This window comes from Streptomyces graminofaciens, from assembly GCF_030294945.1.
GTDB classification, from domain to species: Bacteria; Actinomycetota; Actinomycetes; order Streptomycetales; family Streptomycetaceae; genus Streptomyces; species Streptomyces graminofaciens.
The window spans coordinates 9,056,159-9,077,078 of sequence record NZ_AP018448.1 but is presented as its reverse complement, the minus strand read 5'-3'; the positions used below and the strand labels follow the sequence as shown (position 1 = coordinate 9,077,078).

At 72.2% G+C, this 20,920-nt stretch carries 18 protein-coding genes and 1 pseudogene; 9 read left to right on the top strand and 10 right to left on the bottom strand.

The window, feature by feature from the left end; genetic code table 11:
- The first annotated feature begins 61 nt into the window (after window positions 1–61).
- Window positions 62–844: a peroxide stress protein YaaA gene (gene yaaA, locus SGFS_RS39930; protein ID WP_286257135.1), complete on the top strand. Its 783-nt coding sequence runs from the start codon at window positions 62–64 to the stop codon at window positions 842–844.
- Window positions 845–918: 74 nt separating this feature from the next.
- Entirely contained in the window at window positions 919–1,551 is a 633-nt protein-coding gene (gene eda / locus SGFS_RS39925) for a bifunctional 4-hydroxy-2-oxoglutarate aldolase/2-dehydro-3-deoxy-phosphogluconate aldolase (RefSeq protein WP_286257134.1), read from the top strand.
- A 6-nt stretch (window positions 1,552–1,557) separates the two neighbouring features.
- On the opposite strand, the gene SGFS_RS39920 is transcribed toward eda, so the two are convergent.
- Genes SGFS_RS39920 through SGFS_RS39910 form a run of 3 tightly spaced genes read right to left on the bottom strand, consistent with a single transcriptional unit; the run spans window position 1,558 to window position 4,671 of the window.
- The gene (locus SGFS_RS39920; protein WP_286257133.1) at window positions 1,558–3,027 is read right to left on the bottom strand and encodes a bifunctional RNase H/acid phosphatase; all 1,470 of its coding nucleotides are present in this window, start codon (window positions 3,025–3,027) and stop codon (window positions 1,558–1,560) included.
- 46 nt (window positions 3,028–3,073) lie between these two features.
- Window positions 3,074–3,817 (bottom strand): zinc ribbon domain-containing protein, encoded by a 744-nt coding sequence (locus tag SGFS_RS39915; RefSeq protein WP_350284099.1) that lies wholly within the window; start codon window positions 3,815–3,817, stop codon window positions 3,074–3,076.
- Window positions 3,814–4,671, bottom strand: coding sequence for a Nif3-like dinuclear metal center hexameric protein (locus SGFS_RS39910; protein ID WP_286257131.1), 858 nt, complete (start codon window positions 4,669–4,671; stop codon window positions 3,814–3,816). The genes SGFS_RS39915 and SGFS_RS39910 overlap by 4 nt, the downstream gene beginning before the upstream one ends.
- A gap of 232 nt (window positions 4,672–4,903) precedes the next feature.
- On the opposite strand from SGFS_RS39910, the gene SGFS_RS39905 reads away from it, so the two are divergent.
- Both SGFS_RS39905 and SGFS_RS39900 read left to right on the top strand, forming a co-directional pair.
- A complete protein-coding gene (locus tag SGFS_RS39905; protein ID WP_286257130.1) occupies window positions 4,904–6,229 on the top strand; it encodes a hypothetical protein in 1,326 nt (441 codons plus the stop codon).
- 137 nt (window positions 6,230–6,366) lie between these two features.
- On the top strand, window positions 6,367–6,528 hold the full coding sequence (locus SGFS_RS39900) for a hypothetical protein (RefSeq protein WP_286257129.1): 162 nt from the start codon (window positions 6,367–6,369) through the stop codon (window positions 6,526–6,528).
- Between the two features lie 63 nt (window positions 6,529–6,591).
- Here SGFS_RS39900 and SGFS_RS39895 read toward each other — a convergent pair whose 3' ends face one another.
- Genes SGFS_RS39895 through SGFS_RS39885 form a run of 3 tightly spaced genes read right to left on the bottom strand, consistent with a single transcriptional unit; the run spans window position 6,592 to window position 9,537 of the window.
- Complete coding sequence (locus tag SGFS_RS39895; protein WP_286257128.1) at window positions 6,592–7,524, bottom strand: 3-oxoacyl-ACP reductase; 933 nt, start codon at window positions 7,522–7,524, stop codon at window positions 6,592–6,594.
- A 26-nt stretch (window positions 7,525–7,550) separates the two neighbouring features.
- Window positions 7,551–8,627, bottom strand: coding sequence for a Zn-dependent alcohol dehydrogenase (locus tag SGFS_RS39890; protein ID WP_286257127.1), 1,077 nt, complete (start codon window positions 8,625–8,627; stop codon window positions 7,551–7,553).
- Window positions 8,628–8,679: 52 nt separating this feature from the next.
- Window positions 8,680–9,537: a MaoC/PaaZ C-terminal domain-containing protein gene (locus tag SGFS_RS39885; RefSeq protein ID WP_286257126.1), complete on the bottom strand. Its 858-nt coding sequence runs from the start codon at window positions 9,535–9,537 to the stop codon at window positions 8,680–8,682.
- Window positions 9,538–9,865: 328 nt separating this feature from the next.
- On the opposite strand from SGFS_RS39885, the gene SGFS_RS39880 reads away from it, so the two are divergent.
- The 4 genes from SGFS_RS39880 to SGFS_RS39865 all read left to right on the top strand — a co-directional run bounded on the left by SGFS_RS39880 (window position 9,866) and on the right by SGFS_RS39865 (window position 14,328).
- Window positions 9,866–11,206, top strand: a complete 1,341-nt coding sequence (locus SGFS_RS39880) for a sensor histidine kinase (protein WP_434028133.1) — start codon at window positions 9,866–9,868, stop codon at window positions 11,204–11,206.
- 40 nt (window positions 11,207–11,246) lie between these two features.
- Window positions 11,247–11,879, top strand: coding sequence for a response regulator transcription factor (locus SGFS_RS39875; RefSeq protein ID WP_286260295.1), 633 nt, complete (start codon window positions 11,247–11,249; stop codon window positions 11,877–11,879).
- A gap of 174 nt (window positions 11,880–12,053) precedes the next feature.
- Window positions 12,054–13,607, top strand: coding sequence for an MFS transporter (locus SGFS_RS39870; RefSeq protein ID WP_286257124.1), 1,554 nt, complete (start codon window positions 12,054–12,056; stop codon window positions 13,605–13,607).
- A gap of 70 nt (window positions 13,608–13,677) precedes the next feature.
- Entirely contained in the window at window positions 13,678–14,328 is a 651-nt protein-coding gene (locus SGFS_RS39865) for a class I SAM-dependent methyltransferase (RefSeq protein WP_286257123.1), read from the top strand.
- 99 nt (window positions 14,329–14,427) lie between these two features.
- Here SGFS_RS39865 and SGFS_RS39860 read toward each other — a convergent pair.
- The 4 genes and pseudogenes from SGFS_RS39860 to SGFS_RS39845 all read right to left on the bottom strand — a co-directional run bounded on the left by SGFS_RS39860 (window position 14,428) and on the right by SGFS_RS39845 (window position 19,577).
- Window positions 14,428–15,704: pseudogene (locus SGFS_RS39860) on the bottom strand (IS701 family transposase).
- Window positions 15,705–15,936: 232 nt separating this feature from the next.
- Complete coding sequence (locus tag SGFS_RS39855) at window positions 15,937–16,911, bottom strand: NAD-dependent epimerase/dehydratase family protein (protein ID WP_286257122.1); 975 nt, start codon at window positions 16,909–16,911, stop codon at window positions 15,937–15,939.
- The gene (locus SGFS_RS39850) at window positions 16,908–18,638 is read right to left on the bottom strand and encodes a fatty acid CoA ligase family protein (RefSeq protein WP_286257119.1); all 1,731 of its coding nucleotides are present in this window, start codon (window positions 18,636–18,638) and stop codon (window positions 16,908–16,910) included. The genes SGFS_RS39855 and SGFS_RS39850 overlap by 4 nt, the downstream gene beginning before the upstream one ends.
- Window positions 18,639–18,641: 3 nt before the next feature.
- Entirely contained in the window at window positions 18,642–19,577 is a 936-nt protein-coding gene (locus SGFS_RS39845) for an alpha/beta fold hydrolase (protein ID WP_286257117.1), read from the bottom strand.
- A gap of 290 nt (window positions 19,578–19,867) precedes the next feature.
- Here SGFS_RS39845 and SGFS_RS39840 point away from each other — a divergent pair, with 290 nt between their 5' ends.
- Entirely contained in the window at window positions 19,868–20,896 is a 1,029-nt protein-coding gene (locus SGFS_RS39840) for a 3-oxoacyl-ACP synthase III family protein (protein ID WP_286257116.1), read from the top strand.
- Window positions 20,897–20,920 lie beyond the last annotated feature (24 nt).

Here is a 20,920-nt window from a genome sequence, read left to right as displayed (position 1 = left end):
GGAAGACTCCGGAAGACGCCGGAAGACGCCGGAAGACTCCGGAAGAGAAGACTGGAGAACCATGCTCGTCCTGCTGCCGCCCTCCGAAGGCAAGGCCCCCTCCGGCCGCGGCACCCCGCTGAAGCCCGAGTCCCTGTCCCTGCCGGCCCTCGCCGAGGCGCGCCAAGCCGTGCTGGACGAGCTGGTCGAGCTGTGCGTGAGCGACGAGGACAAGGCCCGCGAGGTGCTCGGGCTGAGCGAGGGGCTGCGCGGCGAGATCGCCAAGAACACGGAGCTGCGGACGGCCGGGGCGCGCCCGGCGGGCGAGATCTACACGGGGGTGCTGTACGACGCCCTGGACCTGGCCTCGCTGGACCCGGACGCGAAGAGGCGCGCGGCCCGTTCGCTGCTCGTCTTCTCGGGGCTGTGGGGCGCCGTCCGGGTGACGGACCGGATTCCTTCCTACCGCTGCTCGATGGGCGTGAAGCTGCCCGGCCTCGGTGCGCTGGGCGCGCACTGGCGTACGCCGATGGCGTCGGCGCTGCCCGAGGCGGCCGGGGCCGGTCTGGTGCTGGACCTGCGGTCCTCGGCGTACGCCGCCGCCTGGAAGCCGAAGGGTGAGGTGGCCGGGCGGACGGCGAGCGTCCGGGTGCTGCACGCGCCGACCCGCAAGGTGGTCAGCCACTTCAACAAGGCGACGAAGGGGCGGATCGTACGGAGTCTGCTGTCGGCGGGCGCGGCGCCTTCGGGCCCGGCGGAGCTGGTGGAGGCGTTGCGGGATCTGGGGTACGTGGTGGAGGCCGAGGCGCCGGTGAAGGCCGGGCAGGCGTGGTCGCTGGACGTGTTGGTGGACGAGGTTCACTGACACCGTCACGCAGGGGCATTGCGCAGGTCGCAACGCCCTTTGCGCGCAGTGCACCGCTTGGGCACGATGACCCCATGGTCTCTGCCTCTTCGCTGCTCGATCTCGCGCCCGTCGTGCCCGTCGTCGTCATCGACGACGCCGCCGACGCCGTGCCGCTCGCGCGGGCACTGGTCGCCGGTGGGCTGCCCGCGATCGAGGTGACCCTGCGGACGCCCGCCGCGCTCGACGCGATCCGGGCGGTCGCCGACGCGGTGCCGGACGCGATGGTCGGCGCGGGCACGGTCGTGACGCCGGAGCAGGTGGCGGAGTCGCTGGCGGCTGGGGCGCGGTTCCTGGTCAGCCCGGGCTGGACGGACGTTCTACTGGAGGCCATGCGGGCGTCCGGGGTGCCGTTCCTGCCCGGGGTGTCGACCGCCTCGGAGGTGGTGGCGTTGTTGGAGCGCGGGGTGCGGGAGATGAAGTTCTTCCCGGCGCAGGCGGCGGGCGGTACGGCGTATCTGCGGTCGCTCGCCGGGCCGCTCCCCAAGGCCCGCTTCTGCCCCACCGGGGGGATCGGGCCCGGCAACGCGCCGGAGTACCTGTCCCTCCCCAACGTCGGCTGTGTGGGCGGGACCTGGATGCTCCCGGCGGACGCGGTGGCGGCCCGGGACTGGGGGCGGGTGGAAGCGCTGGCCCGGGAGGCGGCCGCGCTCGGCCACCACCGCTGACGGGGCTCAGCGCAGGTGTGACGTGTCGTTGAGGAGCCGTACCGTCGCGTTGCCGTCCGCGTAGTAGGCCACCGCCGAGAGCGCCGCCGCCGAGAGCTCCATACGGAACAGGGACTCGGCGGGTGCGCCGAGGGCCAGTCGGACGAGGGTCTTGATCGGGGTGACGTGGGAGACGAGCAGGACCGTGCGGCCCGCGTACGCCGCGACGAGCCTGTCCCGGGTCGCGGCGACCCGGTCGGCCACGGCCGCGAAGCTCTCTCCGCCGCCGGTGGGTTCGGCGTCCGGCGAGGCCAGCCAGGCGTTCATGTCGTCGGGGTGGCGCTCACGGACCTCCGCGAAGCTCAGCCCCTCCCAGGCGCCGAAGTCGGTCTCCCGCAGCCCGTCCTCGATCTCGACCGGCAGTCCCAGCCGGGCGGCGACGACACCCGCCGTCTCACGGCAGCGGGCCAGCGGCGACGACACGATCGCCTGGACGGTACCGCGTACGGCGAGGGCGGCGGCGACACGTTCCGCCTGGTGGCGGCCGATGCCGGAGAGGGAGGGGTCGGATCCGCCGCTTCCCGAGAACCGCTTCTGGGGGGTCAGCGGGGTCTCGCCGTGCCGGAGCAGGACGAAGGTGGCGGGGGTGCCGAGGTCGGGGGCGGCGGAGGCGACGTTCTTGGCGGCGCGGAGGTCGGCCTGTGCCTTCACGGCTTCGGCCTTCGCAGCGTCTCCCTTCGCGGCCTCGGCCTTCGCAGCGTCTCCCTTCGCGGCTTCGGTCTTCGCGGCCTCGGCCTTCACAGCCTCGGCCTTCGCGGCCTCAGTCTTCGCGGCCTCAGTCTTCGCGGCCTCAGTCTTCGCAGCCTCGGCCTTCGCAGCCTCGGCCTTCGCGGCTTCCGTTCCGGACGTGGCCGGCGTGGTCGTGCCGGCCCTACCACCCCGCGCTCCCGTCAACGCCGCCCGCGCCCTCGCCGCGCCCGCCGCCGCGTCCCCTGGCGGGCCCGACGGCTCGGGGGCCGCTGACGCCGCCGCCCTCGCCGCCCGCGCGTCCAGCTCCGCGGTGGACGCGGACGCGCTCCACCGCTCCCCCCGCTTCCCCGCGTCCATCGCCTCGTTGGCGAGCCGGTCGGCGTGCTTGTTCCGCTCGCGCGGGATCCACTCGTAGGTGACGCTGCCGGGCGGGAACGCGCGCGCGGCCTCGGCGGCCAGCGGCTTCATGTCCGGGTGCTTGATCTTCCAGCGGCCCGACATCTGTTCGACGACGAGCTTGGAGTCCATCCGGACCCGGACGGCCGCCGTCGGGTCCAGCTCGTACGCGGCCTTCAGACCGGCGATGAGCCCCCGGTACTCGGCGACGTTGTTCGTGGCGACGCCGATGTACTCGGCCGCCTCCACCAGCGTCTCGCCCGTCGTCGCGTCGAGGACGACCGAGCCGTAGCCCGCGGGCCCCGGGTTGCCCCGGGAACCGCCGTCGGCCTCGACGATGAACTCCCGCACGTCACAAGCCCCTTGACGTTCGCTGCCGCCGCTCGGCGACCGTTGCCTACAGCCCGGACTCGCCCGTGCGCACCAGGATGCGGCCGCAGTTCTCGCAGCGCACGACGGTGTCGGGGGTGGCCTTTCGGATGTCGTTGACGTCGGTGATCGACAGCTCCTGGCGGCAGCCCTGGCAGGTGCGCTGGTACAGCTTGGCCGCGCCGATGCCGCCCTGCTGGGTGCGCAGCTTGTCGTAGAGCTTGAGCAGGTCGGCCGGGACGGAGGCGGCGATGACCTCGCGCTCCTTGGTCACCGAGGCGACCTCGCCGTCGATCTCATCGAAGGCTGCGTCCCGGCGGGCGGTCGCGTCGTCGACCTTCCCCTGGACGGCGCCGACGCGCTCGGTCAGCTCGGCGACCCGCTCCTGCGCGGACTCCCGGCGCTCCATGACCTCGAGGACGATGTCCTCCAGGTCGCCCTGCCGCTTGGCGAGGGAGGCGATCTCGCGCTGGAGGTTCTCCAGGTCCTTCGGCGAGGAGACGGCACCCGAGTCCAGGCGCTGCTGGTCGCGGGCGGCGCGCTGGCGCACCTGGTCCACGTCCTGCTCGGCCTTGGTCTGCTCGCGGGCGGTGTCGCTCTCCTCGGTCTGCGCGGCCACGAGCAGGTCGCGCAGCTGGATGTGGTCCTTCGTCAGCGACTCGATCTCGGCGTGCTCGGGCAGCGACCTCCGCTTGTGCGCGAGCTGCTGCAGGCGTACGTCCAGTCCCTGGACGTCGAGGAGGCGAATCTGGTCGGCGGGCGCGGCGTTCAGTTGGGGGCTCCCATTGAGCTAGAGGTCGGGTTGGACGCCGCGTGGGCCGTCCAGGGGTCGGTGACCGTCTTCGAGACGTGGACGCGAAGTCCCCATCCCTTCCGGTCGGAGATCTCGTCGAGCTGGGCGGCGGCCAGCTCGCACCAGGGCCATTCGGTGGCCCAGTGCGCCGCGTCGAGCAGCGCGAGGGGACTGTGGGCCACCGCCTCGGACACCGGGTGGTGGCGCAGGTCCGCCGTGAGGAAGGCGTCGACACCGGCCGCGCGTACGTGGTCGAAGAGGCTGTCGCCGGAGCCGCCGCTGACGGCGATCGTGCGGACGACGGCCTCGGGGTCGCCGGCCACCCGGATGCCCTGCGCGGTGGCGGGCAGCCGCTCGGCGACCCGCGCGGCCAGCTCCCGTACGGTCAGCGGGTGGTCCAGCTCGCAGACGCGGCCGAGACCGCGCCGGCCGTCGGGGTCGGTGGCATCCGGCACGAGGGGGCGTACGACCCTCAGGTCCAGCGCGCCCGCCAGGGCGTCGCTCACGCCCGGGTCGGCGGTGTCGGCGTTGGTGTGGGCCACGTGCAGCGCGATGTCGTTCTTGATGAGGGTGTGCACGACGCGGCCCTTGAAGGTGGAGGCCGCGACCGTCGTCGTACCGCGCAGATAGAGCGGGTGGTGGGTGACCAGCAGGTCGGCGCCCAGCTTCACCGCCTCTTCGACGATCTCCCGGACGGGATCGACGGCGAACAGGACCCGTGTGACCTCCTGGTCCGGGTCGCCGCAGACCGTGCCGACCGCGTCCCACCCCTCGGCACTCTCGGGAGGCCAGAGGACGTCGAGCGCGGCGATGACTTCAGACAGACGGGGCACGCACAGAAGGCTACCTGCCTCACCCGTGTGCCAGACCGGCCGCGGGTCACTTGACCTGCCGCCCCTTGCGCCCCGCCGCTGTTCCACCCGCCCAGGTCCGGCCCTCCAGCACATCCGCCTCCCTTCCCTCAGGCGAATCGCGGGACGAGCACCCTTATGTGTGAAGGGGGCGCCCGGCGTGCCCCCTTCTGTGCGAGCGAAAACTACCTTCGTCGCCGGAGGTGATCGAACGATGACAGTCTGTGCACCATCGCCCCCGACGACGGGAACCGGGAACGACGGGAGCGGCGACAGCGAGCGGACGGAACGATCCGTCTCGGCGCCCGGCTGTGTGCTCACCGCCGACGGAGCGTACGCGGCGCGGCTCGCCCTCGCCGGTGAGTCCTGGTTCCCGGAGCGCTGGACGCTGGACGGCCCCGAGCCGTACGCGGTGCCGCTGCCCGGCAACCAGCCCGAGGAGCCCGGCACCGAAGTGCTCCCCCTGGCCGACGGGCGCGTGCTGATCCACCGTCTGGCGGCCGACCGGCACCTGTTCTCGCTGCTCTACCCCACCGGTCCCGGCACGGGTGAGCTGCCGCTCGGCGCGGTCGGCTGCCTGGGCGGGGACGCCGAACTGCGGCTGCTGCCGCCCTCGCCGCGCGGGGACCAGGCGTACGCCCTCGCCGTGGGCCGTAGCTCCACGGTGGTGTGGCTCGTGGCAGGCGGAACGTTCGGCCCGGAGCGGCTGGCGGAGGTGCCGGGCCGGTGCTCGGGCGGTGTCTGGCTGGACTCGGCGGGCCGACTGCTCGCCCTGGACCGGGAGTCGGACGGCCGCACCAAGACCGTGGTGGTGGATCTGGGGCGGGACGGCGAGGTCTCGCCCCTGCTGCAGATCGCCGAGGGGAGCGACGACCGGCTGCTGCTCGCCGACCCCGACAGCGGACTGCTGCTGATCCGTTCGGACGCGCCCTCCCCCGGCGAGGACCGGCTCGGCTGGGGCATCCTGGGCAGCACACTGCCGGTCCGCTTCCCCGAGTGCCTCCGCCTCCCCGACCACCGGCTCACCCCCTTCGCCATCCAGCCCGGCCAGATCCTGACCCCCGAGAGCTGCGGGGTGGCCCTGTCCGTCGAGGGCGAGGCCGGCACCTGGGTCGGCCTCTGGCGCCCCGCCGACCGCCGCCTCCACCATCTGCCCGCCCCCGAGGGCTGGTTGACGGGGTCGGGACTGTGGAGCAGGGAGGGGGTGCTGCGACTGCCGTACGCGACGAGGGCGGTGGCGTGCGGGGTGGCCTGGGTGGGGGCGCCTTGGGAGGGGGAAGCTGAAGCCGGAACGGCCGGGGCTTCGGGTTCCCCGGCGGAGGCGTCGGCCTCGGCCATGGCTTCGGGTTCGGCTTCAGCTATGGCTATGGCTTCGGGTTCGGCCATGGCTTCGGGTTCGGTCGAGTCCCCGGGAGTCCAGGCCTCGGAGGTCGCGCCGACGGCGGCCGACGCCCCCGCGGCCGTGGCCGCGCCACGCCCCGTTCCGCTGCAACAGGCGCCGCTGGAGGGGCGCGTGGCGGCTCAGGCCGGGTGCGGGTGACAGAAGGGGAGGGGAGCTGTGGAGAGTCGATAACAGTGGGGTGACACCCCTGTCACCGCCCTCAGCCATTTGATCGACGCCCGATAAACTCACCCGTCTGTACGAAAGATCATGTTCGACGGGGTGAACACTTCAAGATGAGCGACACGCACACCACCCAGCCGACCACCGCCGACGCCCGCGAGGCGGTAGGACACGGCCGGCACCGGGGCCAGATCTCGACCAAGGACGCCGAGACCGCCCCTCAGGGACGCCACCGCAAGCAGGCCGCCCAGGCGGAAGCGACGGCGGCCGCCTGAGCGGCGACGAAACGTCAATGCACGGCAGTACCCCGGACCGCCGGGGTACTGCCGTCGGTCGTTTCACTCCCTCTTGAGCCCCAGTACCTCCGCCGCCCCGAACGTCTCCCCCGCGGGCCGGCCCACGTAGTACGGCGTGAGCAGCGCGTCCAGTTCGTCGTACGTGAACGTGTCCTGCTTGCTGTCGAACTTCGCGCCCACCCGGGGCCGTTCGACGACCGCGACCATCCCGCCGTGCACGACGAGGAGCTGTCCGTTGACGCGTGCGGCGGCGGGTGACGCCAAGTAGCCCACGAGCGGGGCCACGTGCTCGGGGGCGAGCGGATCCAGACCGTCGGCGGTGGCCTCGCCGAACACGTCCTCGGTCATCCGCGTCCGTGCCCGTGGACAGATCACGTTCGCCGTGACGCCGTACTTGGCGAGGGCGAGCGCCGTGGACGTGGTCAGCCCGACGATCCCGCCCTTCGCCGCCGCGTAGTTGGGCTGTCCGGCGGACCCGGCGAGGAACGCCTCCGACGAGGTGTTCACGATCCGCCCGTACACCGGCCCGCCACCCGCCTTCGCCCGGTCACGCCAGTGCGCGGAGGCGAACCGCACCGTGTTGAAGTGGCCCTTGAGATGCACCCGGACGACCGCGTCCCACTCCTCCTCCGCCATCGAGAAGACCATGCGGTCGCGCAGGATGCCCGCGTTGTTGACGAGGATGTCCAGCTTCCCGAACTCGGCGACCGCCAATTCGACGAGTTCCCGCGCCTGTTGGTGGTCGGACACGTCCCCGGTGTGGACGACGGCCCGCCCGCCGGCCGCCCGGATGGTGCCCGCGACCTCATCGGCGGGCCCCGTGGACACCTCGCCGGAACCGTCCCGTCCGGGCCGGCCGTGGTCATTGACGACGACGGCCGCGCCGAGCCGGGCCAGCTCCAGTGCCTCGGCCCGGCCGAGACCGCGCCCCGCGCCGGTGACGATCGCCGACAGCCCTTCGAGCGGACGTGACATCGCGAAGCCCCTTCCCACGCGGCCGGTCAGATCTCGATGCACGTACGCAGCGCCGCGCCCGTCCGCATCTGGTCGAGCGCCTCGTTGATGTCGGCGAGCGGCACGCGGTGGGTGATCAGGCCCGCCAGGTCGATCCGGCCGGCCCGCCACAGCGCGATGGTCCGCTCGTACGACCGCAGCACGTCCCCGCCGCCGTACATGGAGGGCAGGATCCGCTTCTCGTCGAAGAACAGCTCGAACATGCTGAGCTGCAGGAAGTCGTCCATCGCGCCCGCGCCGACCACGACGAGCGTGCCGCCGCGCCGGGTGTTCTCGTACGCGGTGCGGGCGGTGGCGGAGCGGCCGACGACCTCGAAGACGTAGTCGAAGCCCTCACCGGCGGTCACGGACTGCTTGGCGTCGGCCAGTTCCTCGGGCGAGACCGCCATCGTCGCGCCGAAGCGGAGGGCCGCCTCGCGCCGCGCGGCCACCGGGTCGACGGCGACTATCTCGGCGGCGCCCTTCAGCCGGGCGCCCTGGATCGCCGAGACGCCGACGCCCCCGCACCCGATGACGGCGACCGACGAACCGGCCTCCACGTCGGCGGTGTTGAGCGCGGCGCCGAGTCCGGTGGTCACCCCGCAGCCGATGAGGGCGGCGATGTCGAACGGCACGTCGTCGGGGATGGGCACGGCGCAGCCCGCGTCGACGACGACCTCCTCGGTGAAGGTGCCGGTGCCGGCCATGCCGAAGACGTCACCGCCGGGGCGCTTGAAGTTGGGGGTGCCGGCGTTCATGAACCCGGCGAGGCACAGCTCGGTCTGGCCCCGCCTGCACGCCGGACAGACCCCGCAGGCGGGGAGCCAGCACACGACGACCCGATCGCCGACCTTCAGGTGCCCGACGCCCTCCCCGACTTCCACGATCTCGCCGGCGCCCTCGTGGCCGGGGACGAACGGCGCGGGCTGCGGCAGCACGCCCGACATCGCGGACAGGTCCGAGTGGCACAGCCCCGTGGCCCGCACCCGGATCCTCACCCTGCCCGGCCCGAACCCCACGGCCTCGACGTCGTCGAGGACCTCCAGCTTGTCCTGGCCGATCTCGTGCAGTACGGCTGCGCGCATGGTGCGGCTCCCCTCGGGGTGATTCAGGGTTCAGGCAGGGTGAATTCAGGGTTCAGGAGTGTTCGACGACGGTGTCGACGAGGACGGGTGCGTCGTCCCTCTCCACGGCGCTGACGGCGACCCTCGTGGACTCCGGTGTGTGCCACATACGGATCCGCAGGGTCTCCCCCGGGTACACGACCCCGGCGAACCGGGTGGCGTACGCCCGCACCCGGGCCACGTCCCCGCCGAGCAGCGTGTCGACGACCGCCTTGAGGGTCATGCCGTAGGTGCACAGCCCGTGCAGGATGGGCCGTTCGAACCCGGCGACCTTGGCGAACTCGGGGTCGGCGTGCAGCGGGTTCCAGTCGCCGGAGAGGCGGTAGAGCAGGGCCTGCTCCTCGCGGACGGGACGTTCGACGGTCCGGTCGGGCTCGCCCGTGGGGGGTTCGAGGCGGGCGGAGGGGCCCCGGTCGCCGCCCCAGCCGCCCTCTCCCCGTACGAAGATCTGGGCGTCGTTGGTCCACAACGGGCCCTCGGCGTCCGCGACTTCGGTCCGCATGACCAGGACGGCCGCCTTGCCCTTGTCGTAGACGGCGGCGATGCGGCCGGTGGCGGTGGCCGTGCCCTGGGCCGGGAGGGGGCGGTGGATGGTCAGCGACTGGCCGCCGTGCAGAACCCTGGCGAGATCGACGTCGACGCCGGGCATGGACAGGCCGCTGATCACTCCCGGCGAACCCGAGCCCGCGACGGTGGCGAAGCTCGGCAGGACGTGCAGCCGGGACTCCAGGGTGTAGCGCAGTTCGTCGGGGTCGGTGGCGGGGACGCCTGCTCCGATGCCGAGGTGGTAGAGCTGGACGTCCTTGGAGTTCCAGGAGATCTCACCCGTCCTGGGTTCGGCGGCGAGGGCCTTGGCTGCGTCGATGGGCATACGGCTCCTGACAGTGGCGGATCCCGACAGCGGCAGATCCTGACAGTGGCGGAGTCAAGACCTCGATACGGCCGTCCGCACCGTCGGCCGCACCGAGGTCGTCGCGGGCCGACCTAGAACGCGTTCCAGTCCGGCGACCCTCTGTATAGCCGAGCCCCGTGCACTTGTGAAGACTCCTGACAGTACGTCAGATCGGTGTACGAGGCCGCCGGGGACCATGACATTTGTCCTGCCCCACTCCGTACAACCGGATCTGCCACGGGAGGCCTCCGGCTTCGTAGGGTCGAGGAGTCGAAGAGCGGAAGCCACGACCGAGACGGGGGAGATCATGCTGCCGAAGAGCATCCGGTGCAGGTTGGACAGGGCGCGTGCCAGGAAGGCCTCGGGGGGACAAAGGCCGGAGCAGGAGGCGGAACGCGGGCCGGAGCACGAGGCGGAGCGCGGGCCGGAGCACGGACCGGCACTCAGCGGCTTCACCATGCTGCCCTGGCTGCTGATGGGCCTCGGCTCCTTCGCCAACCTCTTCCAGGGCGAGACCCCGAACCCCTGGATCGGCGGCATCGGCCTCTTCACCTTCAACTCCCTCTACATCTCGGTGGTGTTCCGCTCCTTCGTCAAGGAGAAGCGCGAGTCCCCCGCCACCTGGATCGCACTCGCCCTGATGACCCTGGACACCTGCGCCCTGGCCATCGTCTACGGCGGCAGCTGGCTCAACTTCTTCCCCCTGCTCGGCCTGGCCGTCGGCGCCGCGATGCGCGGCCGGATGCTGCGCGGGGCCGGATTCGCGCTGACCGCGCTCGCGGGCACCGTCTCCGCGGTCCGCGACGGCTGGGACGCGATCAACGTGGCCTACGGCACCTTCCTCTCCGTGATGGTCACGGCGGCGATCCTCTCCCTCGCCGAGGCGGTACGCGAACTGCGCGCCGCCCGCGAGGAACTGGCCCGCCGCGCCGTGGCCAAGGAACGCCTGCGCTTCTCCCGCGATCTGCACGACCTGCTCGGGCACACCCTGTCGGTGATCGTGGTGAAGTCGGAGGCCGCCCGCCGCCTGGCTCCGCACGACCCGGACACCGCGCTGGCCCAGATCGCGGACATCGAGTCGGTCGGCCGCCAAGCCCTGACGGAGATCCGCGAGGCCGTCACCGGCTACCGCGAGGGCAGCCTCACCACCGAACTCGACCGCGCCCACTCCGCGCTCTCGGCCGCGGGCACCACCCTCGACGTACGCCGCTCCGGCCCGCCCCTCGCGCCCCCGGCCGAGACCCTCCTGGCCTGGGTGGTCCGCGAGGCGGTCACCAACGTCGTACGCCACAGCCGGGCCACCCACTGCACCGTCGCGCTGAGCAGCACCTCCGAACGAGCCCACCTCACGATCACGGACGACGGCTCAGGCTCCCTGCCCGGCTCCGGCTCCCTCTCCGGCTCCGGCTCCGGCTCCGGCTGCCACGACACCTGCGGCACCGGTCTGAAGGGCCTCAGTGAACGCCTCGCCACAGCCGGCGGCACCCTGCGCGCGGGACCGGGACCCCGGGGCGGCTTCGTCGTGACGGCGGAGCTTCCGGTGGAGCCGAGGGAGTGGGCGGAGGGGCAGGACGTGACGGTCTCTGCAGGCCGAGCCCGGACACCTCGGCAGGCCGAGCCGGGACAAGTAGCGCCCCGGACCAGGTGAGCCCAAACCCCCTCCGCCCTACCCTTGGGCCGTGAACGAGATGCCCCGGGACCACCGGCCCGCCAAGTCCATCAGAGTTCTCCTCGCCGAGGACCAGGGGATGATGCGGGGCGCGCTCGCGCTGCTGCTGGGCATGGAGCCGGACCTCCAGGTCGTGGCGCAGGTCGGGAGGGGGGACGCCATCGTGGACGCCGCGCTGCTCCATCGGCCGGACGTGGCCCTGCTGGACATCGAGATGCCGGGCATCAGCGGTCTGGACGCCGCCGCCGAGCTGCGCGACCAGGTGCCGGACTGCCGGGTGCTGATCCTCACCACCTTCGGCCGGCCGGGGTATCTCCGCCGGGCCATGGAGGCCGGCGCGGCCGGGTTCCTGGTCAAGGACGGGCCCGTGGAGGAGCTCGCCGAGGCCATCCGCCGGGTGCTGACCGGCGAGACCGTCGTCGACCCGGCGCTCGCCGCGGCCGCGCTGAGCGCCGGGCCCAACCCGCTCACCGCCCGCGAGTGCGACGTACTGGGCGCCTCCGCGGACGGCGCCACCGTCGCCGACATCGCCGCCGGGCTGCACCTCTCCGAGTCCACCGTCCGCAACTACCTCTCCGCCGCCATCGGCAAGACAGGCACCCGCAACCGCCAGGAGGCACTGCGCGAGGCCCGACAGCAGGGGTGGCTGTAGGGCCTGCCCGAGGGGGCTGACCGACCGTCACATTCCCATGGGCCGGTCAAGGATTCGTTAGCCAACCAAAACACCGGAATAGTTGCCCGGGCGCACGAGGTTCAGGTGACACGTACCGGCGCGACCACGCGCGCCCACCCACCTACGCGCACCTCGGCCAGGAGGCCCCGCTCCATGACGCAGACGCACACCCCGAGCACGACCGACGGGCCCGCCCGGCCATCCCGGAGACCGACGGGAGCCATCGTCCCGGTGCTGGCCTCCGCCGGGATCGTGGTCGCGGTGATGCAGACCCTGCTCGTCCCGGTGATCAAGGACCTGCCGCAGCTGCTGGACACCACGCCCAGCAACGCCACCTGGGTCCTCACCTCCACCCTCCTCTCCGGCGCGGTCTCCACCCCGATCATGGGCCGGCTCGGTGACCTCTACGGCAAGCGCCGCATGCTGCTCGCCAGCCTCGCCGTCATGGTGGTCGGCGCGCTGATCAGCGGTTTCACCAGCGAACTGGTCCCGATGATCGTCGGCCGTACCCTCCAGGGCTTCTCGATGGGCGCGATACCGCTGGGCATCGGCCTGATGCGCGACGAGCTGCCCCGCGAACGCCTCGCCTCCGCCATGGCCCTGATGAGCTCCTCCATCGGCGTCGGCGGCGGACTCGCGCTGCCGCTCGCGGCCCTGGTCGCCCAGAACACCGACTGGCACGCCCTGTTCTTCGGCGCCGCCGGCCTCGGCACCCTCTCCATCGTCCTCACCCTCGTCGCCGTACCGGAGTCGAAGACGCGTGCGAGGGGCACCTTCGACCACCTCGGGGCGCTCGGCCTCTCCCTCGGTCTCGTCCTCTTCCTGCTCCCCATCACCAAGGGCAGCGACTGGGGCTGGACCTCCGCGTCGACGCTGGGCCTGTTCGCCGCGTCGGCCGTGGTGCTGCTTCTGTGGGGCGTCCTGGAGCTGCGCGTCCCCGCCCCGCTCGTGGACCTGCGCACGACCGCCCGCCGCGAGGTCCTCCTCACCAACCTCGCCTCGATCATGGTCGGCGTCTCCTTCTACGTCGTCTCCCTCGTCCTGCCGCAGCTCCTCCAGCTGCCCACCGCCACCGGCTACGGCCTCGGCCAGTCGATGGTCGTCGCGGGCCTGTGCGTGGCCCCGCTCGGCCTGACGATGATGTTCACGGCGCCGGTCTACGCCCGCCTGTCCGCCAAGTACGGCCCGAAGAGCACCCTCATCCTCGGCCTGCTGATCATCGCGGTCGGCTACGCAGCGGGCCTCGGCCTGATGAGCGCCGCCTGGCAGACCGTGGTGGTGTCGGTGGTCCTGGGCGCGGGCATCGGCCTCGCCTACTCCTCGCTCCCGGCGCTGATCGTCAGCGCGGTGGACCCGTCCGAGACGGGCGCCGCGACCGGCCTCAACACCCTCATGCGCTCCATCGGTACGTCCGTGTCGAGCGCCGTGATCGGCATGGTGCTGGCCAACACCGCGCACCACGTCGGCGGCGTCGCGATCCCGACCATGCACGGCTTCCGGGTCTCCTTCCTGATCGCCACGGCAGCGGTCGCCCTGGGCCTCCTCCTCGCCCTCTTCCTGCCGGGCCGGGGCCGCCGGGCGACCGGCCACCGTCTGCTCGCGAGCAGCGGCGACAGCGTGAAGGCGAACGAGAAGGCGGACGTGAAGGCGGACGTGAAGGCCGACGAGAAGGAGGCCCCGGCCCTGGCCACCGAGCGGGTGTCCTGAGGCGGGCTCCGGCCCACGTGGCAGCATGGGGCGCCCGCACGCGCGTACGACAGACATCACGGAGGACCCCATGCCCGCGGCCCCCAAGCCGGAGATCCTCGCCGCCTTCGAGGCGGCCAAGGGGTTCATGCCCGTAGGCGAGGGGCTCGCCCTGTACGAGGCGGCCGTCGAGGCGGGCCGCCTAGGACTCCCCCTCCTGGAGGTCGGCACATACTGCGGCCGGTCCACGATCCTGCTCGCCGCAGCGGCACGTGAGGCCGGGGTCACGGCGATCACGGTCGACCACCACCGGGGCAGCGAGGAGCAGCAGCCCGGCTGGGAGTACCACGACCCGTCCACCGTGGACCCCGAGGTGGGCCGCATGGACACCCTGCCCACCTTCCGCCGCACGCTGCACAAGGCGGGTCTGGAGGACCACGTCGTCGCCGTCGTGGGCCGCTCCCCCCAGGTCGCCGCGTTCTGGGGGACCCCGCTTGCCTTCGTCTTCGTCGACGGCGGCCACACCGACGAACACGCCACCGCCGACTACGAGGGCTGGGCCCCGCACATCGCCGAGGGCGGCCTCCTCGTCATCCACGACGTCTTCCCCGACCCGGCCGACGAGTTCACCGGCCAGGCCCCGTACCGCGTCTATCTGCGGGCGCTGGAGTCCGGCGAGTTCACGGAGATCTCGGCGACGGACTCGCTGCGGGTGCTGCGGCGCACCGGGACGGGTCGCTAGTAGGACTCCGTTAAGTTGCTCTGACTCTTGGGTTCTGGCTGGTGGTGGATGTTCTGGGCAGGGGGCGGTGGCAGGTGGTGCAAGTGCCGGTCCAGCAGTTCAGCAGGTCCTGGATGGTGTCGAGGATCTGGTAGAGGGTGAGTCCGCTGTATCGGCTTTTGGGGCCAGGCGCTGTTCGGTGAGGAACGCGCGGGCGGCGGTGACCAGGGTGACGTGGTGGTGCCACCCCGCCCAGGAACGTCCCTCGAAGTGGTCCAGGCCGAGGCCGTGCTTGAGTTCCCGGTAGTCGTGTTCGATGCGCCAGCGGATCTTGGCCGGACGGACCAGTTCAGCATGCGGGGTGTCGGCCGGCAGGTTCGACAGCCAGTAATCGGTGGGTGCTTCGGCGCCTTCGGGCCATTCGACCAGCAGCGTGACGTCGGGCAGGACACCGTCCCACAAACCCTCCTGCGCGGTGGCGGCGGCCTGGGCAAGGCGGCGGGACCGGACACCGGCCGGCCGCACCGCAGCGCCAGAAAGCGCGAGCGCATCGGCCCGCGTGAGCCTGCACGCCAGGTCACCTCGGTGAAGGCCCGCCGCCCCTGGTCCGCCGCGAGCGCGGCCACCGGGGACGGCTTGTCGCGGTAGCGGGGCTGGGGCTTGCGGCCGTTGCCGGACCAGGGCGGGGCAGCGGGCACCGCATCGTGCGGGTGGACGGTCACGTCCGAGCGGATCGCCACCACGTAGCCGATGTTCCGACGCACCAGCCCGTTGCGGAAGTCGGCGTTCTGCCCGTATCCGGCGTCGGCCACCACCGCCGGCGGCACCAGCCCCCACCCGGCCAGCTCGTCGAAGACGTCCAGGGCCAGGCGCCAATTCTCCCGGTGCCCGACCTCCTCAGGAACCCCCGTCCTGCGTCGGCGGACCGGATCATCCGCCCACTCCCGGGGCACGAACAGGCGCCACGGCAGCGGACAGGAGGCGGTGTCGGAGACCGCGTGCACGCTGACCGCGACCTGGCAGTTGGCCTGCTTGCCCAAGGCCCCGCAGTACTGGTGAGCGACAGCGACCGACATCTTCCCGTCCTTGGGAAACGACACATCATCGACCGCCCAGGCATCCGGGCCGATTCTCGGCACCATCCGTTCTGCGATCCGCCGCCGCACCGGCACGGGATCCCAGGTCGACTGGTTCACGAACTGCTGCCGGTTCTGCTCGTTGCCGTCCGGCAGCCGCGAGGCCATGGCCTGGATGGACTTGCGGCGACCGTCCACCATCAGTCCCCGCAGATAGCAGTCACTCTTGGCCCGCTGATCCTTGCGCGGCACCGAGGAGAACACATCGGCCACGAACAACGCCAACTTCGCCCGGGCACGGTTCACTTCATGTGCGTCCACACACCCAACATGCCCCCAAACAGCACCGCCGAGACGACCTAACGGAGTCCTACTAGCCGGTGACAAGGGCCCAGGGTGCGAGCTGATCTTCCCGGCGATCTTGTCCGCGAGGGACCATCCCCGCGGGTGCGGGGAGCACCTAAGAGCGAACGGTGCCCGGTGGCTCCAAAAACCTACAGTTCCCCGCGGCCTTGAAAGGCGTGTCTTGAAAGGCGTGTGGTGTCCGGCGGCCCTAATCGACTGGCGTTGGTGTTTCCCAGGGGTGCCATGAGTGGGCGGTCGGGGTGTAGGTGAGGTCGCGGCGGGCTGCGGTGATGTCGAACCAGTGGGACCGGGTGAGTTCGGCGGCCAGGAAGCGGGTCAGGAGGGGGCGGCGGCTTCGTGTCGCCTTGGCCGTGGCTTCGAGGAGTGCGGCGGCGGTGCGTGCGGCCACGGCGGGGATGCTGCGGATCTCCGCGGTGATGTCGTGGTGGGCGAGCAGACCGCGGACGGTGGCCGCGAGCGTGCAGGGGCGGCCCTGGGTGATGAAGTAACTCGTTCCCGCCAAGGGGGAGTCCGCCGTCAGTTTTTCCACGGCCAGTACGTGTGCCTCGGCGGCGTCGGAGACATGGACGGTGTCCACGCGGTTCGCGCCCGTTCCGGGCAGCGGCAGCCGCCCCCGTCGGACGGCGGCGCGCAGGCCCGGCAGGAGATGCGGATCGCCGTCGCCCCAGATCAGGTGGGGGCGGAGGGACACGGTGGCCAGCCGGGGGCTGTTGGCGGCCAGGACCAGTTGCTCCGCCCGTGCCTTGGACCATGGATAGGGGGCGAGGAACCGCCGGGGATACGGGGCGGACTCGTCGACACCCTCCAGGTCCTTCCCGGCGAAGACCACGCTGGCGCTGGAGCAGTGCACCAACCGGGTCACGCCATGCCGCCGGCATGCGTCGAGCACGGCCGCGGTCCCCGCGATGTTGACGGCCGCGAAGTCGCGTCGCGGCCCCCACACGTCCGCCAGCGCGGCCGTGTGCACGACGGCGTCACACCCGCGTACGGCGTCCGCGACCGCCGCGGTATCTCGGAGGTCGCCCAACACGGCCTCGGCCCCGTGCGGCGGCAGCGCCCGGTGGCCGCGTTGCAGGGAACGCACCTCGTGCCCCCGGGCCACGAGGTGTCGACAGACCTCCGCGCCGAGGAACCCGCTGCCGCCGGTGACGAGAATCTTCACTCGGGGCCTTCCGGGCTCTCGGGGTTCTCCGTGGTCATGGGGCCCTCCGCCGTCCCCGCCGCCATGGCTTCCCCCGCCAGACGACGCCGTGCCCACCGGCCGAGCGTGCCCCTCTCGATCTTCGAGTTGTGGCGGATGTCGACGGGGAACCCGGTGGGATGGAAGACGATCGCCCGGACCTGGGCACCGCGTTCCAGCGTGGCGAGGGTCCGGCGCAGGTCCGTGACGATCCGGCTTCGCTCGGCGCCGCGGCGCGGGCCGTCGGTTTCCACGCACAGCGTGGGCAGGGTGTGCCGGTCGTCGCCGGCGTCGACCAGTGCGGTGCGGCGGACGCCGGCGACCGTGTTGCAGGCCGGTTCGACGCATTCGGTGTAGAGGGGGCCGTCGGTGGTGGGGACGGCGTGGATCTTGCGTCCGCAGTACCAGAGGTTGCCTTGGTCGTCCGTGTGGCCGAGGTCGCCCGTGCGGTGCCAGACGTGGCGGCCTTCGGGGATCTTCGCCTGGGTGTCGGCGTGCGGGCGGCCGTAGTAGGTCCGGCTGACCGATGGGCCGCGTACGGTGATCTCGCCGACGACGTGTGCGGACAGCGGCTCGACCTCGGACCAGTGGGCGATCGGTCCGGCGTCGGCCGGGATGATCTCCACCCGCATGGACGGCACCGGCCGGCCCACGCACCGACCGCCGCCCCTTTCGGACGCGGCGCGCGCGGCGCGCAGGTCCGCGCCGTCGACCGCGCTCACGGGAAGGCTCTCGGTGGCGCCGTACACACTGCGGATCACGGCCTCGTCGGACAGCGTGGCGGTGAGGCGGTCCAGGAGGCCGTACTCCAGCGGGGCGCCGAACGTGGCGACCGACCGTACGCCGGCGAGGGCCGCTTCCTCGCGGCCGTCTCCGGCGACCACGGTCATGAGTGCCGGGGAGCCGAGCAGACAGGTCGCGTTCGTCGCCGTCACCGCCCGGAGCAGGTTGTCACGGCGAGCCCGGCCCGGTCTGCGGAAGTCCATCCGGGGGATGACCACGGTGACCCCGAGCGCCGGGCCGCCCAGGGCGAAGGGCAGGAAACCGACGAGCATCGCGGTTCCGGGCCGCGCGCCGAGCACGTCGCCCGTGGCGGCGCACTGACGCACCAGCTGTTCGTTGGTGTAGACGACGCCCTTCGGTGTGCCCGTGGAGCCCGAGGTATAGGCGATCAGGGCCGTGCAGTCGTCGGTGGCGGTCGACGACGTACGCGGTGCCGTACGGGCCAGGGTGGCGATCGTCGGCCAGGGCCCTGGGCCGGTTCCGGTGGAGACCAGTGTGCGTACACCGGGTGCCCAGCGGCGCAGCACGCGTGCCGCATGGGCGAGCGGTTCTCCCACGAATGCCTGCGGGGCGACCTCCTCCAGACACCGGCGCAGCGCCTCACGGGGCAGCCCGGGGTCGATCAGCACGGCGCAGGCCCCGAGGGCGGACAGCGCGTACACCGTGGTGAGCAGGTCCATCGGGCGGCGGGTCATCACCACCGCACGCGTCCCCGGCCCGATGCCCGCGGCGGCCAACGCGTCCGCCGTGCGCAGGCAGCGGGCGTACAGACCTGCGTACGTGATCCGTTCCCGGTGCCGGCCTCCGAACGTGTCGAGTACGACATCGGTGGGCGTGGACCGCCGCCAGTGCGCGAGTCGGCCCAGCAGCCCGACTCCCGTGTCGGCCACGGAGGTTGTGTTGGGGGACTCGGTGGGGGACGACATGGCTCAGCTCCGCCCTTCCGTGGAACGGCCGAGGAACTCCCGCACCTGGGCGATGACTTCCTCGCGGGCGTCCTCCTGGACGAAGTGCCCGGCGTGGGGGAACAGTTGCACCTCGGCGGCGGGGAAGCGGCGCAGCCACTCGGCGAGGAAGCGGTGGTCGAAGACCGGGTCCCGGCCGCCCCAGCACACCAGCATGGGCAGTGCTGACATCTCCGGTGCCTCGACGGGGCCCACGTCGATCAGCGGCCACGCCGGGTCGGCGGAGGTCAGCGGGATGTCCTGGATGAACCGCAGCACCGCCAGCCGCTGACGCCTGTCGCGATACGGGGCCACATAGGCACGGCGTACCGGCGCGGGCAGCGCGGTCGTCACCCCCAGGCGGGACGCGGCCAGGGCGAAGGCGTTGGTGCGGTGCGTGAACCAGGCCGGCGGGCGGCCTCCGCCGCGGATCAGCCGCAGGTACCACGGCAGGCGGTGGCCGGGCGGCAGCGGGAAGGCCGCGGAGTTGAGCATGACGATGCGGGACAGCCATGCGGGCCGGCGGCGCGCCGCGGCCATGCCGATGATTCCGCCCCAGTCGTGGCCGACCAGGGTCCAGCCCCGGGACGGCAGGCCCCGTTCGGTCACCAGGTGCCGCACCAGACGCTCCAGGTCCGCCAGGCGGGTGGCAGCGGTGTAGGCGTAGACGGACTCGTCGGGGCGGTCGGACCGGCCCATGCCGATGTGGTCGGGGACGATGCACCGGTGGTCGGCGCGCAGGTCCCGCACCAGATGCCGCCACATGTAGCTCCAGCTGGGGTTGCCGTGCAGCATGAGCAGCGGGGCGCCCTCCCCCTCGTCGAGGTAGTGCTGACGCGCACCACCGTGTTCGACGTGCTCGAACCAGTGGGGGGCGAAGTCATAGTCGGGATAAGGGAGTTCGGCCTCGGTCAGCGACACCGGAGCATTGTGGGCCCCGGTGGGTCAGTGCCCTGCCGCGCTTAACCCCCAGGGATGAAGCCGGTGTCCATGATCACTCCAACGAGTGGGTCCGGGCCCGAGCCCGTTTGCGGTGCGCCGCTTCCGCTCACTTCACTGACCCGGGCCGCCGCCGCTGGCACTCGACACCGACCGGGCTGTCGTCGGCGGCACTTGACGACGACTGCGGCCGGCGCCGCGGAGGCGACACGATCTCGATGACTCCGAATACTCCGATGACTCCTATGGTTTCGATTGCTTCGATGACTCCGTTGGCTTCGCTGACAGAGCCCCGCCACAGCACGATCCGCCGGGTCGCCGTCCATGTGCCCGAAGGCCGTCAGTCCGGCACGGAGATCGAGGACGAGATTCGGTCCCGGAACCCCGGTCTCCACCTGCGGCCCGGGCTGCTGCGGCAGATGTACGGCTTCGAGGAGCGCCGCGTGGCGCCCGCCGACGCCTGGCCCTCCGACCTGGCGGCGGCTGCCGCCCGGCGTCTCCTCGACGAGTGCGGCCTCGGCCCCGAAGCCGTGGACCTGCTCGTCTTCGCCTCCGCGAGCGAGGACCTGGAGGAGCCCGCCACCGCCCATGTCGTGGCCGACCAACTTGGCGTCACCGCACCGGTGTTCGATGTCAAAAACGCCTGCAACGGCGTCCTCAACGCTGTGGAGATCGCCGACGCGCTGATCAGGGCGGGCCGTTACCGCCGTGTGCTCATCGTCACCGGCGAGCGGGGCAGCGCGCTCTCCCGCCTCCCGGTACGCGACCGCGACGAACTCGCCCTGCGGCTACCCGCCTTCACCCTCGGCGACCTGGGGGCCGCGCTGCTGCTGGAGGCGAGCGACCGCGCCGGGCTGCTCGGCATCCGCTCCTTCGCCAACTCGGCCGGCTGGCGGGCGGCCACGGTCACCAACCCGTACTTCTCACCGGGTGCTTCGGTGACCGCCCTCCGCTTCGACTCCCAGGCCCTGGCCGCCTCGTTCACGGGGATGGAGAAGGAGGCCATGGACGCGCTGCGCGAGTGGGGCCGCGAACCCGGCGAACTCGATCTCGTCTGCGTGCACCAGCCGTCGGTCCCCTTCACCCACGCCATCCTGGACTCCACCGGCATCGCCCGCGACAGGGCCATGGTCACTTTCCCCCGCTACGGCAATGTCGCCACCGGAAGTCTGCCCCTGCAACTCGTCGAGGCCGCCGAGAAGGACAGGCTGCACCCCGGTGACCTGGTGGCCTTCATCGGTCTCGCCAGCGGAGCCTCCGCCGGACTGCTCCTCATGGAGTGGCACCCCGACCCCGCCTGACGGCACCCACCGCCCAGGACCGCG

Excerpts from the sequence above, each read along its gene's own strand:
- yaaA (WP_286257135.1), top strand. The coding sequence starts at position 62 with ATGCTCGTCCTGCTGCCGCCCTCCGAAGGCAAGGCCCCCTCCGGCCGC.
- eda (WP_286257134.1), top strand. The coding sequence starts at position 919 with ATGGTCTCTGCCTCTTCGCTGCTCGATCTCGCGCCCGTCGTGCCCGTC.
- SGFS_RS39905 (WP_286257130.1), top strand. The coding sequence starts at position 4,904 with ATGACAGTCTGTGCACCATCGCCCCCGACGACGGGAACCGGGAACGAC.
- SGFS_RS39900 (WP_286257129.1), top strand. The coding sequence starts at position 6,367 with ATGAGCGACACGCACACCACCCAGCCGACCACCGCCGACGCCCGCGAG.
- SGFS_RS39895 (WP_286257128.1), bottom strand. The coding sequence starts at position 7,524 with ATGTCACGTCCGCTCGAAGGGCTGTCGGCGATCGTCACCGGCGCGGGG.
- SGFS_RS39890 (WP_286257127.1), bottom strand. The coding sequence starts at position 8,627 with ATGCGCGCAGCCGTACTGCACGAGATCGGCCAGGACAAGCTGGAGGTC.
- SGFS_RS39885 (WP_286257126.1), bottom strand. The coding sequence starts at position 9,537 with ATGCCCATCGACGCAGCCAAGGCCCTCGCCGCCGAACCCAGGACGGGT.
- SGFS_RS39880 (WP_434028133.1), top strand. The coding sequence starts at position 9,866 with ATGCTGCCGAAGAGCATCCGGTGCAGGTTGGACAGGGCGCGTGCCAGG.
- SGFS_RS39875 (WP_286260295.1), top strand. The coding sequence starts at position 11,247 with ATGCCCCGGGACCACCGGCCCGCCAAGTCCATCAGAGTTCTCCTCGCC.
- SGFS_RS39870 (WP_286257124.1), top strand. The coding sequence starts at position 12,054 with ATGACGCAGACGCACACCCCGAGCACGACCGACGGGCCCGCCCGGCCA.
- SGFS_RS39865 (WP_286257123.1), top strand. The coding sequence starts at position 13,678 with ATGCCCGCGGCCCCCAAGCCGGAGATCCTCGCCGCCTTCGAGGCGGCC.
- SGFS_RS39850 (WP_286257119.1), bottom strand. The coding sequence starts at position 18,638 with ATGTCGTCCCCCACCGAGTCCCCCAACACAACCTCCGTGGCCGACACG.